Below are 14899 nucleotides of genomic sequence, written 5' to 3'. Positions count from 1 at the left end.
TGTGTATAAGAGACAGGGCCAAGGGGGTGCGGCGGACTTCGTCGAAGTTCGGGTCGCGGTTGGAGCCGTTCACCTTCGTGGATGTCCAGATCTTCGAGAAGCAAGGGCGTGACCTGCACTTGGTCACCCAGGCTGAGACGTTGGCGGCGTACGGGGGGTCGCTGGTCGCCGACTATCCGGCCTACACCGCCGGGCAGGCGATGCTGGAGGCCGCCGAGCGGTTGAGTGAAGATGATGTGCCCGCCGTGCAGCAGTACCTCCTGTTGGTCGGCGGGTTGCGTACGCTGGCTTCTGGAGAGCACGCCGCCGGGCTGGTCCTGGACGCGTTCCTGCTGCGCTCCCTGGCCGTCGCCGGCTACGCGCCGTCCTTCGAGGACTGTGCCCGCTGCGGCGATCCGGGTGCGCACCGGTTCTTCAACCTGCCGGCCGGCGGGGTGGTGTGCTCGGACTGCAAGCCGTCTGGGTCGGTGGCCCCGGCCCGTGAGACACTTGCCCTGCTCGGGGCGTTGCTCGCGGGGGACTGGGGGGCGGCCGACGCCAGTGCCGACAAGCACCGGCGGGAGGGCAGCGGCCTGGTCGCCGCCTACCTGCAGTGGCACCTGGAACGCGGCCTGCGGTCCCTGCGGCTGGTCGAGCGGTGACCATGAGCGGTGATGAGCACAGCGGTGATGAGCACAGCTACGTAGAACGAGATACGTAGGACGAGATAGGTGGAGCGGTGAGACTGACCCGTCGGATCCTGGAAGAGCGCCTCGCCAAGCGGCAGCCGGGCGTCAACCGGGACCCCTTCCCGCACAAGCGCGGCGCGCTGCCGCCGGACATCCCGCTGGACCTGGTGCCCCGGCACGTGGCCCTGGTGATGGACGGCAACGGCCGCTGGGCCAAGGAGCGCGGCCTGTCGCGCATAGAGGGCCACAAGGTCGGCGAGGCCTCGCTGTTCGACGTGGTCGAGGGCGCGGTGCAGCTCGGCGGCATCACGCACATCTCCGCCTACGCCTTCTCCACCGAGAACTGGAAGCGCTCCCCGGAAGAGGTCCGCTTCCTCATGGGCTTCAACCGCGACACCATCCGCCGCCGTATCGGCGAGATGGACGAACTCGGCGTCCGCATCCGCTGGGCCGGCCGCCGCCCCCGGCTGTGGAAGTCGGTCATCGACGAGTTGGAGTGGGCCGAGGAGCGCACCAAAGACAACAAGCTCCTGACCCTCACCATGTGCGTCAACTACGGCGGCCGCTGGGAGATCGCCGACGCCATGGCCGCCATGGGCCGGGACATCAAGGCCGGCCGCCTGGACCCGGCCAAGATCAACGAGAAGACGGTCACCCGGTACCTCTACGAGCCGGACATGCCGGACGTGGACCTGTTCATCCGCTCCTCCGGCGAGCACCGCACCTCCAACTTCCTCATGTGGGAGTCGGCCTACGCGGAGTTCGTGTTCGACAACACCCTCTGGCCGGACTTCGACCGCACCAACCTGTGGCACGCCTGCGAGTCCTTCGCCGGCCGCGACCGCCGCTACGGCGGCGCCCTCACCAACGAGGAGCAGTTCGCCGCGGTCGAGCAGGAGCCGGAGTACGAGTACGACGAGCGCGCGTACGCGGACCCGGACGAGGCGGCGTAACAAAACGCTACAAACGCCGAGGGCGCTCCGCGATCATGCGACGACCGCGGGACGCCCTCGTGCGCATCCCAAGCTACCGTGCCGGGTCCGCGCCAGGCCCGCCTGCCCCCAGGTCAGGTCCTCGGGCCTTCAGGCCCCAGCCCTCAGTGGTCCCCGCAGGTCCCGAAGATCTCCAGCGTGTGCGACACGTCCCGGTACCCGTGCTCGGCGGCCACCCGGGCCGCCCAGCTCTCCACCACCGCCGGGCCCTCGACCTCGACGGTCTTGCCGCACTCCCGGCACACCAGGTGGTGGTGGTGCCGCGGGGTGGAGCAGCGCCGGTAGATCACCTCGCGGTCGCCGGTGCGCAGGACGTCCACCTCGCCGGCGTCGGCCAGCGACTGCAGGGCGCGGTAGACCGTGGTCAGGCCGACCGATTCGCCGCGCTGCTTGAGCAGGTCGTGCAGGTCCTGGGCGCTGCGGAAGTCGTCGACCTCGTCCAGCAGCGCCGCGACCGCCGACCGCTGGCGGGTGGAGCGGCCCTGGGCCGGCAGGCCCCGGCCGGTGTCGCCGTGGTGGTCGCCGGAGGTGTCTGCGGTACTCACTGTCCTTCTCCTAGCGGTTGGCGTGCGGTGCGTGCGGTCCGTGCGGTGCGTGCGATCTGCGGTGCGTTCTTCATACCGTCGTCGGGCGGTCGGCCCGGGGCGGCCGGCCGGTGGCCCGACGCCGATGTCATTGTGGCAGGCTCCGTCCGGTTGCGACCGCTTGTTCGGGTGTGGGTCCTTGCGCGGGGTCGGGTTCGCGCGCCCGCGTGCGGGTGCGGCCCCGGCCGCGGCGCAGCAGCCCGGCGCAGATGCTAGCGAGCAGGAACACCGCGATCGCGATCAGCACGATCGACGCGCCGGGCGGGGTGTCCGCGTAGTACGACATGGTGACCCCGGAGAACGCCGCGCCCACCCCGATCGCCATGGCCGCGCCCATCGTGGCGGCGAAGGCCCGGGTCAGCTGCTGCGCGGCGGCGACCGGGACCACCATCAGGGCGCTGACCATCAGCACCCCGACCACCCGCATGCCCACGGTCACCGTCACCGCGGTGGTGACCGCAAGCAGCAGGTTCAGCGCCCGTACCGGCAGCCCGGCGACCTTGGCGAACTCCTCGTCCTGGCAGACCGCGAACATCGCGCGCCGCAGCCCGAGGCTGACCAGCAGCACGCCGACGGCCAGCGCCGCGATCGCCCACACGTCGCCGGCCGACGTGGACAGGATCGAGCCGAACAAGTACGAGTTCAGGTTCGCGTTGCCGCCGGACAGCGAGATCAGCATCGAGCCGCCGGCCAGCCCGCCGTAGAAGAGCATGGCCAGGGCCACGTCGCCGCTGGCCTTGGCGCGTTCCCGGATCAGCTCCACGGCTGCGGCCCCGCCCACCGCGACCAGCACCGCGCCCCACACCGGCGAGGTGTTCGTGACCAGGCCCAGGCCCACGCCGGTGAGCGCGACGTGCCCGAGCCCGTCGCCCATCAGCGCCAGCCGCCGCTGTACCAGGTAGGTGCCGATGGCCGGGGCGGCCAGCCCGATGGCCAGCGCGGCCAGGAAGGCGCGCTGCATGAAGGGCAGGCTGAAGATGGTGTCGTTCAGCATGCGGGGCCTGCCTCGGGGCTTTCGTAAATGGGGGAAATGCGAGGGCTTCCGGAAATGCGGGGGCTTTCAGGGACACGCGGGCTTCGGGGAATCTCGGAGCCGCGGGAAATGCGCGGGCCGCGGACGCTCATCGTCTCCACCGGCGCGTGTCCCGGCGGAAGTTCCGGCGTCCCGGGCGCCTCGGCCGTCCCGGCGTGCGGATGGACGTGGATGTGTCCGACCTGTGCGTGCCCGGCGTCCAGCTCGCCGTGCTCGATCGGCACGCCGTCGTACCGGACGGTCCCGGCGCGCAGCACGACCGTGCGGTCGATGAGCCGGGCCAGCGGGCCCAGCTCGTGCAGGACCAGCAGCAGCGTGGTGCCGTGCGCGGACAGCTCCGCCAGCGTGTCGGCGAAGGCCTGCTGGCTGACCAGGTCCACCCCGGCCATCGGCTCGTCCATGATCAGCAAGTCCGGGCGGCGGGCCAGGGCCCGGGCGATCAGCACCCGCTGTTGCTGGCCGCCGGACAGCGCGGCCACCGGGTCGCCGACCCGGTCCAGCATCCCGACCGTGGCCAGCGCCTCGCGCACGGCGGCGCGGTCGCCCCGGGTGCGGCGGCTTATCCAGGTGCGTGGGCCGAGCAGGCCTGAGGCGACGACCTCGCCGACCGTGGCCGGCACCCCGGCCGCGGCGGTGGTGCGCTGCGGCACGTAGCCGACCCGCTGCCAGGCCTTGAACTCCGGCAGCGGAGTGCCGAACAGCTCGACCCGGCCGCCGTCCGTCGGATACAGCCCGACGACCGTCTTGACCAGCGTGGACTTGCCCGAGCCGTTGGCTCCCAGCAGTGCGACGGTCTGGCCGCCGGGCACTTCGAGGTCCACTCCGTGCAGGATGGCCCGGCCGCCGAGGGAGACGGTCACGTGCCGCGCGGCCACCACCGGCGCGACCGGTGCGTCGTCGGCCGGGCCGGTCATCCCGGCGATCATGCCGAGGCTGTCGGTCGCGCCGAAGTTCCCGGCCGCACCGAAGCTGCCGGCCGCGTCGGAGCCCCCGGCCACGCCGGATCCGCCGGCCGCCCCGGAGCCGGGGCTCCCGGCCGGGTGCCGGACCTCGCGCCCCATCAGGAACACCCCAGCGCACTGCGCAGCGCGGCCAGGTTGTCGCGCATGATCGACAGATAGTCCTGCTTCGAGGGGTCCTTGACCCCCTCGATCGGATCGAGCACCGCGGCCTTGGTCCCGGTGTCCGCGGCCAGCGTCCGCGCGGTCTTGGGGCTGGCCAGAGTCTCGAAGAAGACCGTGGTCACGCCCTTAGTCTTGATCAGGTCCTGGATCTTCGCGAGGTGGGCCGCGCTGGGCTCGTCGTCCGGGGACAGGCCGGCGATCGGGACCTGGACCAGGCCGTAGCGCTCGGCGAGGTAGCCGAACGCCGCGTGGCTGGTGACGATGTCCTTGCGCTGGCAGTGCGCCAGTCCGGCCCGGTAGTCGGCGTCCAGCGTCCGCAGCTCGCCGTCCAGCGCGGACTGGTTGGCCTGGAAGTCGGCGGCGTGCGCGGGGTCGATGTGCTGGAGCTCGGCCGAGACCGCGTCGGCGATCTTCGCGAAGTCGACGGGGTCCAGCCAGACGTGCGGGTCGGCGCTGTGCGCGTCGCCCTCGCCGAGGTCGCCGTGGTCCTCCAGGTGCACCACGGTGGCGGTGTCCAGGGCGGCCTTGGGCTTGTTCTGCGCCACCGCGGCGTCCACGGCCGGTTGCAGGCCCTTCTCGTAGATCGCCAGGTCCGCCTTGCTGACCGCGCCGACCTGGGACGGCGTCAGCTCCAGGTCGTGCGGCTCGGCGCCGGGCTTGGTGAGGTTCCGGACGCTCACGTGGTCGCCGCCGATCTGCTCGGCGAGGTGGGCGAAGGGGTAGAAGCCGGCCACCACGTCGAGCCGGCCGTCGGCGGTGTGCTGGTCGGACTGCTTCAGACAGCCGCTCAGGGTCAGCGCCGCGATCAGGACGGCGACCAGGCCGCCCACGCGCGCCGGGACCCCGGGCCGGAAACGGCGGCGGGGCTCGGCGGTGCGGAACGGCATGCCTCCATGGTCGCTGAAAATGAAAATGATTGTCAATTCTCATGATCTTGCACACGATCCGGGGGCGGTGCGGGCCGGTCCGCGGTGGATCGCGGCGGATCCGTCCGCAACGTCCTCCTCCGGCCGCCGCACAATGCGCGACCTGGGCGGGAAACCATTCCGAAACCGCCGTGGGAACCCGCTAAGCTGGGCCATCATCCGAAACCCGGCATCCGGCCGGGCTTCGCCACCGTGGATGCGGTGGCAACAAGAAAGAGAGCGACTGTGGCCGCCGACAAGATCGAGACCATCGTCCGGCTCGCGAAGAGCCGAGGCTTCGTCTTCCCCTCCAGCGAGATCTACGGCGGTACGCGTGCCGCCTACGACTACGGGCCGCTCGGCGTGGAGCTGAAGGAGAACATCAAGCGCCAGTGGTGGAAGACCATGGTCACCGGCCGGGAGGACGTCGTCGGCCTGGACTCCTCGGTCATCCTGGCGCGCGAGGTGTGGGAGGCCTCCGGCCACGTCAAGGAGTTCACCGACCCGCTGACCGAGTGCCAGTCCTGCCACAAGCGGTTCCGCGAGGACCACCTCATCGAGGCCTACGAGGCCAAGCACAACCGGGTCCCCGAGCGCGGACTGGCCGACCTCAACTGTCCGAACTGCGGCAACAAGGGCACGTTCACCGAGCCCAAGGTGTTCAACCTGATGCTCCAGACCCACCTGGGCGTCACCATGGACGAGGCGGGCCTGGCCTACCTGCGTCCGGAGACCGCGCAGGGCATCTTCGTGTCCTACAAGACGGTCCGCGACGCCTCGCGCAAGAAGCCGCCGTTCGGCATCGGCCAGATCGGCAAGTCGTTCCGCAACGAGATCACGCCGGGCAACTTCATCTTCCGCACCCGCGAGTTCGAGCAGATGGAGATGGAGTTCTTCGTCAAGCCCGGCGAGGACGAGACGTGGTTCGAGTACTGGCTCAACGAGCGCTACAACTGGTGGACCGACCTGGGTCTGAAGGCTGAGAACCTGCGCTTCTACGAGCACCCGGCCGAGAAGCTGTCGCACTACTCCAAGCGCACCGTCGACATCGAGTACCGCTTCAACTTCGGCGGCCAGGAGTTCTCCGAGCTGGAGGGTGTCGCCAACCGCACCGACTTCGACCTGGCCACGCACGCCAAGCACTCCGGTGAGGACTTCACCCAGCTGGAGCAGGAGACCGGCGAGCGCTGGACGCCGTTCGCGGTCGAGCCGGCGGCCGGCGTCAACCGCGGCATGCTGGCGTTCCTGCTGGACGCCTACGCCGAGGACGAGGCCCCGAACGCCAAGGGCGTGATGGAGGTCCGCAAGGTGCTGCGGCTGGACAAGCGGCTGGCGCCGGTGAAGGCCGCCGTCCTGCCGCTGTCCCGCAACGCCGACCTCTCGCCCAAGGCGCGCGACCTCGCGCAGCTGCTGCGCAAGAACTGGAACGTCGAGTTCGACGACGCCGGCGCCATCGGCCGCCGCTACCGCCGCCAGGACGAGATCGGCACCCCGTTCTGCATCACGGTGGACTTCGACACGCTCGACGACCAGGCCGTGACGGTTCGGGAGCGGGACTCGATGGAGCAGCAGCGGGTGGCCTTGGACCAGGTCCAGGGGTACCTCGCGGCCCGGCTGATCGGCGCCTGAGGCGCTGCTGACGTACTTGCTGTCGACGTACGAGCTACTGACGTACGAGCTACTGACGTACTGCTGAGGCACTACTGAGGCAGCAATAGGGTGGGCCACCGGGGACTCCGGAGGCCCACCCTTCATCGTGCGGCCACGAGACTCGCGCCGGTGGGGTCAACCGAACCCCACCGACGCCTCCCAGCTCAGTGGTGGTGCTTCTTCTGCTCCCCGGGCGGCGGGCACATGGCCGAGGCCCGGGCCATCGACTCCCCGTTCACCTGCCACTGCCCCTTCACACCGGTCGGCACCATGCTGTACTCGACCCGGTTGCCGAGGGAGTTCTTCGCCTGCAGGGCCTTGCCCGGGGTGTGGGTCGCGACGTTGCCGCTCACCACGCCGGACAGGTCCTCGCAGAAGCCCACGGTGGCCTGCTCGGGGGTCAGGTTCTCCACCACCACGTTCGACAGGACCGTGAAGCCCACCGGCTGGTGCTTGGTGTCGATCCACTGCTGGGCCCAGGCGTGGGCCGCCTCGTAGCCGGTCCCGGTCCAGTAGCGCTTCAGGTCCGCGGTCGCGGCCTGGGTCGGCTGGTAGGCCGCGGCGTACATGGCCTTGTACGCCTGCGAGGCGTTCCACAGCACGATGTGGTGCGTCAGGTCCTGGAACGCGGGCGTGGTCGCGTAGAGCACCTGGATCGTGTTGGGCAGCACTATGCCCGGCTTGGGCGGCGCCTTGTGGTGCGCGCTGGACTCGGTGTCCGGGCTCTGGCCGTTGGCCGCCGGCTGGTTCTCGGTCGACGGCGGCGGGATGTCCGCGGCGTGCGGGTTCGTGTTGCACGCCGAGATCCCGATCGCCATGAACACCCCCAGCGCCCCGGCCAGCAGGCCGGTCGCCATTTTGTCGCGCCCACGCTCCGGCCCCCGCCCCCGCGGGCCGTTCGCTGCCGCACCGCTGCCGCCGGTGCGGTTGCCTCTCACCACTTCTCCACTCACTCTCGCCCACCCGCTGTTCTGCTGTTCCAGCGGTCCCCCCGCCGGTTTCTTAACTCTTTCCTTATGACGTTCAGACTAACGGGCCGGTTGTCCGAAGGCCGACTGGAATATCCGAACGGGTGTCCCGTCGTGCTATGGGATCCTGGAACGGTGACTTCCCCAGACAAACCGAACCTCACTCTGGGCTCCCTGCCCGTTGCGCCGCCCGTGGTGCTCGCCCCGATGGCCGGCATCACCAACGTGGCGTTCCGCCAGCTGTGCCGCGAGCACGGAGCCGGGATCTACGTCTGCGAGATGGTCATGACCCGCGCCCTGGTGGAGCGGAACGAGAAGACCCTGCGCATGGTGACCTTCGCCGGCGACGAGAAGCCGCGCAGCCTTCAGTTGTACGGTGTGGATCCGGTCACAGTCCGCAAGGCGGTGGAGATGATCGCCGCCGAGGACCTGGCCGACCACGTGGACATGAACTTCGGATGCCCAGTTCCGCGCGTCACACGCAAGGGCGGCGGCGCGGCTCTGCCCTACAAACGCCGGTTGTTCGGCCAGATCGTCGAAGCCGCGGTCCAAGCCGCCGCCCCGGCCGGCATCCCGGTCACCGTCAAGATGCGCATCGGCATCGACGAGGAGCACCACACCTTCCTGGAGGCCGGCCGCATCGCCCAGGACGCCGGCGCCGCCTGGGTCGCGCTGCACGGCCGCACCGCGGCCCAGCGCTACAGCGGCGAGGCGGACTGGACCGCCATCAAGGCCCTGAAGGACGAACTCGACGTCCCGGTCCTCGGCAACGGCGACATCTGGGAAGCCGACGACGCGCTGCGCATGATGAGCCAGACCGGGGCCGACGGCGTGGTGGTCGGACGCGGCTGCCTGGGGCGACCCTGGTTGTTCGCAGACCTCGCGGCAGCCTTATCGCCGCGAGGGTCGGCGACCGACGAGCACAGCGCAGACCTCGCGGCGGCGTTCGCGGGCCGCACCGAGCGCAAGCTCCCCGACCTCGGCGAGGTCATGGCCACCATGCGCCGCCACGCCGAACTCCTGGCCTCCTGGCTCGGCACCGAGCGCGAGGGCGTCATCGACTTCCGCAAGCACGTGGCCTGGTACCTCAAGGGCTTCCCGGTCGGCGGCGACATCCGCCGCGGCCTGGCGATGTCCTCGTCACTGGCCGAACTCGACGCCTTCTTCGCCCGCCTGGACCCGGCCACCCCGTTCCCGACCGACACCCTCGGCAAGCCCCGCGGCCGCACCAACTCCCCGGGCAAGGTCACGCTGCCCTACGGCTGGCTCGACGACCGGGACGACGACACGGTGCCGGCCGGCGCGGAGATGGAGGACTCGGGTGGGTGAGGCGCGCCGCTTCAGGTGCAGAAAGAGCGCCGGGACCCTCCAGGCGGTCCCGGCGCTCAGTCCGGTGATCGAACGGCTCAGCTCTGCTTGATCGCCGAGATCTCCAGCTCGATCTGGATCTTGTCGCTGACCAGCACGCCGCCGGTCTCCAGGGCGGCGTTCCAGGTCATGCCGAACTCCTTGCGGCTGACCGTGGTCTTGGCCTCGAAGCCGATGCGGGTGTTGCCGTAGGGGTCCACGGTGGTGCCCAGGAACTCGACGTCGAAGTCGACCGGCTTGGTGACGTCCTTGACGGTCAGGTCGCCGCGCAGGGTGAACTGGTCCTCGCCCTTGGGCGTGATGCCGGTGGACTTGAAGGTCATGTCCGGGTACTTCTCCTGCTCGAAGAAGTCGCCGGAGAGCAGGTGGCCGTTGCGCTGCTCGTTGCGGGTGTCGACGCTGGCCACCTTCACCGTGGCGGTCGCGCTGCTCTTCTCCGGGTTCGCGCCGTCGAGGTGGATCTCGCCCTCGAACTCGTTGAAGCCCCCGCGCACCTTGGTCACCATGGCGTGCCGGGCGATGAACCCGACCGAGCTGTGTGCGACATCAAAGGTGTAATCGCCGGTCAGGGACGCGTAGTCGGTGCTCATTGTGGCTGCTTCCTCCTGCTGGGCTCGGAGCACGGGCGCCGAGGATCTTGATTGAGGCTTCAACTAACCTATCGTCCCCCACAGCACACCCTGCGGTACTTTCATTCCCCGCGATTCCCGGCGGGGTCCGCACGGGTGACCCGCCCCGCGCCCCGGCACCCCCGGGTGAGGCGGCTCACAGGAACGAAACGCTTGAATCGGGGTATAGCCCAGGCGAACACGCCCGGCCGACGCGCTACGCTCCGCAGCGTCAGGGCAGTGCGGCGGGACACCCCCTCAGTTCCGTCCCGTCGTCGCCGCGGTGTGTGCCACACAGATCAGTCAGGGAGTATCTGCGTGCCGAAGTTCGTGTACGACTTCACCGAAGGCAACAAGGACCTCAAGGACCTGCTCGGCGGCAAGGGTGCCAACCTCGCCGAGATGACCAACATCGGGCTGCCGGTCCCTCCCGGCTTCACCATCACCACCGACGCCTGCCGGGTGTATCTGGAGCAGGGCCAGGAGCCGCCGGAACTGCGGGAGCAGGTGTCGGAGTACCTCGACGCGCTTGAGGCGAAGATGGGCAAGAAGCTGGGCCAGGCCGACGGCCCGCTCCTGGTCTCGGTCCGCTCCGGTGCCAAGTTCTCCATGCCGGGGATGATGGACACGGTCCTGAACATCGGATTGAACGACGAATCGGTCCACGGTCTGGCCGCCCAGGCCGCCGAGGCTGAGGCCGGTGGACAGACGGGACGCTTCGCCTGGGACTCCTACCGCCGGCTGATCCAGATGTTCGGCAAGACCGTGCTGGGCATCGACGGCGAGCACTTCGACGAGGCCCTGGACACCGCCAAGCACGCCAAGGGCACGCAGAACGACCTGGACCTGGGCGCCGATGACCTGCGCGGCCTGGTCGAGGCGTTCAAGGCGATCGTGGAGAAGGAGGCCGGCCGCCCCTTCCCGCAGGACCCGCGCGAGCAGATGGACCTGGCGATCCGCGCCGTGTTCGAGTCCTGGAACGGCGACCGCGCCAAGCTCTACCGACGCCAGGAGCGCATCCCCAACGACCTGGGTACCGCGGTCAACATCTGCTCCATGGTCTTCGGCAACCTCGGCATGGACTCCGGTACCGGCGTCGCCTTCACCCGCGACCCGGCGTCCGGCCAGACCGGCGTCTACGGCGACTACCTGCAGAACGCGCAGGGCGAGGACGTCGTCGCCGGTATCCGCAACACCATGCAGCTCGAAGAGCTCGGCTCCCTGGACCCCAAGTCCTACGCCGAGCTCACCGCCATCATGGCCAAGCTCGAAGAGCACTACCGCGACCTGTGCGACATCGAGTTCACTATCGAGTCCGGCAAGCTGTGGATGCTCCAGACCCGGGTCGGCAAGCGCACCGCGGCCGCCGCCTTCCGGATCGCCGTCCAGCTGGTCGACGAGGGCCGGATCAGCTCGGACGAGGCCGTGGACCGGGTCACCGGCGCGCAGCTGGCGCAGCTGATGTTCCCGCGCTTCGATGAGAACGCCAAGGCCGACCGCATCGCGACCGGTATGAACGCCTCCCCGGGCGCCGCGTCCGGCAAGGCCGTGTTCGACTCCTACACCGCGGTCAAGTGGTCGCGCTCGGGGGAGAAGGTCATCCTGATCCGCCGCGAGACCAACCCCGACGACCTCAACGGCATGATCGCGGCGCAAGGCATCCTCACCTCGCGCGGCGGCAAGACCTCGCACGCCGCGGTCGTCGCCCGCGGCATGGGCAAGACCTGCGTGTGCGGCGCGGAGTCGCTGGACGTGGACACCAAGGGCCGCCGGATGACCGCGCCGAACGGCGAGGTGGTCGAGGAGGGCGACGTGATCTCGGTCGACGGCACCAACGGCGCCGTCTACCTCGGCGAGGTCCCGGTCGTCGCCTCCCCGGTGGTGGAGTACTTCGAGGGCCGGCTCGGTGCCGACTCCCCGAAGGCCGGCGACCTGGTCAAGGCCGTGCACCGGATCATGACCTGGTCCGACGAGCGCCGCCGGCTCTACGTCCGGGCCAACGCCGACACCCCCGAGGACGCCGCCCGCGCCCGCCGCTTCGGCGCGCAGGGCATCGGCCTGTGCCGGACCGAGCACATGTTCCTCGGCGAGCGGCGGGCGCTGATCGAGCGCCTGATCCTGGCCGGCGACGACGACGAGGAGCGCCAGGGCGCCCTGGGCGAGCTGCTGCCGATGCAGCGCGACGACTTCGTCGCGATCTTCACCGCCATGGGCGGCCTGCCGGTGACCGTGCGCCTGCTGGACCCGCCGCTGCACGAGTTCCTGCCGGACATCACCGAGCTGTCGGTGCGGGTGGCGGTGGCCGAGGCCCAGGGCGAGCACAACGAGGGCGACCTGCGGCTGCTCCAGGCCGTGCACAAGATGCACGAGGCCAACCCGATGCTGGGCCTGCGCGGCGTGCGCCTGGGCCTGGTCATCCCCGGCCTGTTCATGATGCAGGTCCGCGCGATCGCCGAGGCCGCGGCGCAGGTCGCCAAGGCCGGCGGCGTGGCCCGGGTGGAGATCATGGTTCCGCTGGTCGGCGCGGTCCAGGAGCTGGAGATCGTCCGCGACGAGGCCCAGCAGGTCCTGGACGAGGTCAAGGAGCGCACCGGCGCCGACGTCCGCAGCCTGATCGGCACGATGATCGAGCTGCCCCGCGCGGCCCTGACCGCCGGCCAGATCGCCGAGGCCGCGCAGTTCTTCTCCTTCGGCACGAACGACCTGACGCAGACCACGTGGGGCTTCTCCCGCGACGACGTCGAGGGCGCGTTCTTCTCGGCGTACCTGGAGCGCGGCATCTTCGGCGTCTCGCCGTTCGAGACCCTGGACCGCGAGGGCGTCGGCAAGCTGGTCCGCATCGCCGTCGAGGAGGGCCGCAAGGCCCGCCCGGAGCTGAAGCTCGGCGTCTGCGGCGAGCACGGCGGCGACCCGGACTCGGTGCACTTCTTCCACGAGGTGGGGCTGGACTACGTGTCCTGCTCGCCGTTCCGCGTGCCGGTGGCGCGGCTGGAGGCGGCCCGGGCGGCGATCGAGTCGGCGGGGAGCGATTCCCGGTGAGGTAGGTAGTCGACAGTGATGCGGCCGGGTGTCCTTCGGGGCGCCCGGCCTGCTTTCATTCCGCGGCCGCTACTGGTGTCGCAGGTATCGCAGACCCCGCAGGTAGCGCGAGCGCAGACCCCGCAGGTCTCGCGGCGCTCACCGCCCCACATCCCCGTCGATCAGCTCCCGCAAGATGTCCAGCTGCCCGGCATGCCGCGCCAGCTCCTCGACCGTGTGTACCAGGATCCAGCGCAGCGTCCGGTCCTCGCGCGCCGAGACCGCGTCCAGGTCCTCCAGCGATGCCCAGAGTGCGTCGGCCCGCGCCGTCGCCGCGCGGTAGCCCGCCACGCACCCCGCGACGGTGTCCGTCTGCGCCACCTCCATCGAAGTGTCCGGGAACGGGTCCCGGCCGAGGAACGCCCACTCCAGCCACACCAGCTCCGCCCCGGACAGGTGCTTCAGCATCCCCAGCGGGCTGGTGCCGGACGGGACGCCGGGGCGGCGCGCGACGTCGTCCGGCAGTCCCTCGACCTTGCGGATGATCGCCTCGCGCAGGTAGCGCAGAAAGGCGAGCAGCGTCTCCTTCTCCCCGGCGACGACGGCGGGCGGGCCCAGATCGCTCATGAGCGCAACGCTAACGTTCGCGTGGCCGCAGTGGGTGGGGCCTCCGTAGGCTGGACCAGTGGACCTCGAAGCGCACCGGGCGGAGCTCACCGCGTACTGCTACCGCATGCTCGGTTCCGTCCACGACGCCGAGGACCAGGTCCAGGAGACGCTGCTCCGGGCCTGGAAGGCCCGCGACCGCTTCGACCCGGCCCGCGCCTCGCTGCGGACCTGGCTCTACCGCATCGCGACCAACGTCTGCCTGACCGCGCTGGAATCCCGCAGCCGCCGTCCGCTGCCGTCCGGCCTCGGCGCGCCCAGCCGCGACACCGAGGCGGCGTTGCGGCCGGCGCTGGACGTCCCCTGGCTGGAGCCGTTCCCGGACGCCCGCTTCGACGCCGACGCCCGCGCCGACCTGCGTCTGGCCTGGATCGCCGCGGTGCAGGAACTGCCCGCGCGGCAGCGGGCCGCGCTGGTGCTGCGCGACGTCCTCGACTTCTCCGCCGCCGAGGTCGCGCAGCAGCTCGGCACCAGCGTCGCCGCCGTGAACAGCGCGTTGCAGCGGGCCCGCGCGGCGGTCGACAACCTCGGCGACGCCACCGACGTCCGCGAGACCCCCGACCCCGAGCGGCACGCCACCATCGAGCGCTACCTCCACGCCTTCGAGGCCGCCGACGTCCCGGCCCTGGTGAAGCTGCTCGCGGACGACGTGGTCATGGAGATGCCGCCGGTCCCGCTCTGGTACCGGGGCCGCGACGACTACGGCCTGTTCATGGAGCGCGTCTTCCGTATGCACGGTCCGGGCTGGCGCGCCGTGCCCACCACCGCCAACGGCCAGCCGGCGCTCGCCGCTTACGCCCCGACCGCCGCGGGCACCCACAAGCCGCACACCCTCCAAGTCTTCACCGTCGTCGGCGGCCTGGTCACAGCCAACGTGGTGTTCGCCGACCCGGCCCTGTTCGAGATTTTCGGCCTGCCGCGATGAGTCCGGCCGGTGCCGCCGGTATGTACAGGCGAGACACCGACCGAGAGGAACCCGTCATGAGCACCGAACCAGTCCGCTTCCTCTTCCTTTGGGAGCAGCCGACCGACCCCGAGGCCTTTGAGAAGCACTACCGCGAGGTCCACATCCCGCTCGCCCGCGAACTCCCCGGCCTACGCTCCTACGCCATCACCGACGACCCCCAGCCGGTCCGCGGCGAGCCCTACTACCGGATCGCCGAGCTGCGCTGGGACTCGATGGACGAGTTGCGCACCGCGTTCGCCTCCCCGGCCGGCCAGGCCTGCGCCGAGGACGCCACCGGCATGGCGGAGAACGCCGCCGCCCGCTCCATGATCCTCGGTGCGCCGCAGGAACTGTTCTAGTAAGAAGGAC

General features: G+C 70.4%; 13 protein-coding genes and 1 pseudogene. 7 read left to right on the top strand and 7 right to left on the bottom strand.

Annotated elements, in window-relative coordinates; all coding sequences use genetic code 11:
* Positions 1 to 641: DNA repair protein RecO (recO, locus tag IZR01_RS02955; protein WP_194922772.1), on the top strand; the 641-nt coding region annotated here is incomplete at its 5' end.
* 83 nt (positions 642 to 724) lie between these two features.
* On the top strand, positions 725 to 1621 hold the full coding sequence (locus tag IZR01_RS02950) for an isoprenyl transferase (protein ID WP_228558857.1): 897 nt from the start codon (positions 725 to 727) through the stop codon (positions 1619 to 1621).
* A gap of 143 nt (positions 1622 to 1764) precedes the next feature.
* On the opposite strand, the gene IZR01_RS02945 is transcribed toward IZR01_RS02950, so the two are convergent.
* The 4 genes and pseudogenes from IZR01_RS02945 to IZR01_RS02930 form a co-directional block, all read right to left on the bottom strand.
* The gene (locus tag IZR01_RS02945; RefSeq protein WP_307856714.1) at positions 1765 to 2205 is read right to left on the bottom strand and encodes a Fur family transcriptional regulator; all 441 of its coding nucleotides are present in this window, start codon (positions 2203 to 2205) and stop codon (positions 1765 to 1767) included.
* Between the two features lie 127 nt (positions 2206 to 2332).
* The gene (locus IZR01_RS02940) at positions 2333 to 3238 is read right to left on the bottom strand and encodes a metal ABC transporter permease (protein ID WP_194922770.1); all 906 of its coding nucleotides are present in this window, start codon (positions 3236 to 3238) and stop codon (positions 2333 to 2335) included.
* 179 nt (positions 3239 to 3417) lie between these two features.
* Positions 3418 to 4191, bottom strand: a pseudogene (locus IZR01_RS02935) (metal ABC transporter ATP-binding protein); the annotation flags it as partial.
* 146 nt (positions 4192 to 4337) lie between these two features.
* A complete protein-coding gene (locus IZR01_RS02930; protein WP_194893091.1) occupies positions 4338 to 5288 on the bottom strand; it encodes a metal ABC transporter substrate-binding protein in 951 nt (316 codons plus the stop codon).
* Positions 5289 to 5552: 264 nt separating this feature from the next.
* Between IZR01_RS02930 and IZR01_RS02925 the strand changes: the two genes are divergently transcribed.
* Entirely contained in the window at positions 5553 to 6935 is a 1383-nt protein-coding gene (locus tag IZR01_RS02925) for a glycine--tRNA ligase (RefSeq protein WP_194893092.1), read from the top strand.
* A gap of 185 nt (positions 6936 to 7120) precedes the next feature.
* Here IZR01_RS02925 and IZR01_RS02920 read toward each other — a convergent pair whose 3' ends face one another.
* On the bottom strand, positions 7121 to 7894 hold the full coding sequence (locus IZR01_RS02920) for a hypothetical protein (protein WP_194893093.1): 774 nt from the start codon (positions 7892 to 7894) through the stop codon (positions 7121 to 7123).
* Between the two features lie 165 nt (positions 7895 to 8059).
* Here IZR01_RS02920 and dusB point away from each other — a divergent pair, with 165 nt between their 5' ends.
* Complete coding sequence (gene dusB, locus IZR01_RS02915) at positions 8060 to 9253, top strand: tRNA dihydrouridine synthase DusB (RefSeq protein ID WP_194922769.1); 1194 nt, start codon at positions 8060 to 8062, stop codon at positions 9251 to 9253.
* A gap of 77 nt (positions 9254 to 9330) precedes the next feature.
* On the opposite strand, the gene IZR01_RS02910 is transcribed toward dusB, so the two are convergent.
* On the bottom strand, positions 9331 to 9882 hold the full coding sequence (locus IZR01_RS02910; RefSeq protein WP_194893095.1) for a YceI family protein: 552 nt from the start codon (positions 9880 to 9882) through the stop codon (positions 9331 to 9333).
* A gap of 336 nt (positions 9883 to 10218) precedes the next feature.
* Here IZR01_RS02910 and ppdK point away from each other — a divergent pair, with 336 nt between their 5' ends.
* Positions 10219 to 12939 (top strand): pyruvate, phosphate dikinase, encoded by a 2721-nt coding sequence (ppdK, locus tag IZR01_RS02905; protein WP_194893096.1) that lies wholly within the window; start codon positions 10219 to 10221, stop codon positions 12937 to 12939.
* Positions 12940 to 13077: 138 nt separating this feature from the next.
* Here the strand turns inward: ppdK and IZR01_RS02900 are convergent, their stop codons facing one another.
* Positions 13078 to 13545: a DinB family protein gene (locus tag IZR01_RS02900; RefSeq protein ID WP_194922768.1), complete on the bottom strand. Its 468-nt coding sequence runs from the start codon at positions 13543 to 13545 to the stop codon at positions 13078 to 13080.
* A gap of 58 nt (positions 13546 to 13603) precedes the next feature.
* Here IZR01_RS02900 and IZR01_RS02895 point away from each other — a divergent pair, with 58 nt between their 5' ends.
* Together IZR01_RS02895 and IZR01_RS02890 are read left to right on the top strand one after the other, a co-directional pair.
* Positions 13604 to 14509 carry a sigma-70 family RNA polymerase sigma factor gene (locus tag IZR01_RS02895; protein WP_194893098.1) on the top strand — a complete coding sequence of 302 codons (906 nt, stop codon included), beginning with the start codon at positions 13604 to 13606 and terminating at the stop codon, positions 14507 to 14509.
* 56 nt (positions 14510 to 14565) lie between these two features.
* Positions 14566 to 14889, top strand: coding sequence for an EthD family reductase (locus tag IZR01_RS02890; RefSeq protein WP_194922767.1), 324 nt, complete (start codon positions 14566 to 14568; stop codon positions 14887 to 14889).
* Positions 14890 to 14899: the final 10 nt, after the last annotated feature.

The sequence above is a fragment of the Catenulispora pinisilvae genome (genome assembly GCF_015356865.1).
Classification (GTDB): domain Bacteria; phylum Actinomycetota; class Actinomycetes; order Streptomycetales; family Catenulisporaceae; genus Catenulispora; species Catenulispora pinisilvae.
Note: the sequence above shows the minus strand (reverse complement) of the source record. Positions and strands in the feature narration are given on the sequence as shown.

Coding starts and splice junctions, on each gene's coding strand:
- IZR01_RS02900 (WP_194922768.1), bottom strand. CDS start 13,545: ATGAGCGATCTGGGCCCGCCCGCCGTCGTCGCCGGGGAGAAGGAGACG.
- IZR01_RS02910 (WP_194893095.1), bottom strand. CDS start 9,882: ATGAGCACCGACTACGCGTCCCTGACCGGCGATTACACCTTTGATGTC.
- IZR01_RS02940 (WP_194922770.1), bottom strand. CDS start 3,238: ATGCTGAACGACACCATCTTCAGCCTGCCCTTCATGCAGCGCGCCTTC.
- IZR01_RS02890 (WP_194922767.1), top strand. CDS start 14,566: ATGAGCACCGAACCAGTCCGCTTCCTCTTCCTTTGGGAGCAGCCGACC.
- IZR01_RS02930 (WP_194893091.1), bottom strand. CDS start 5,288: ATGCCGTTCCGCACCGCCGAGCCCCGCCGCCGTTTCCGGCCCGGGGTC.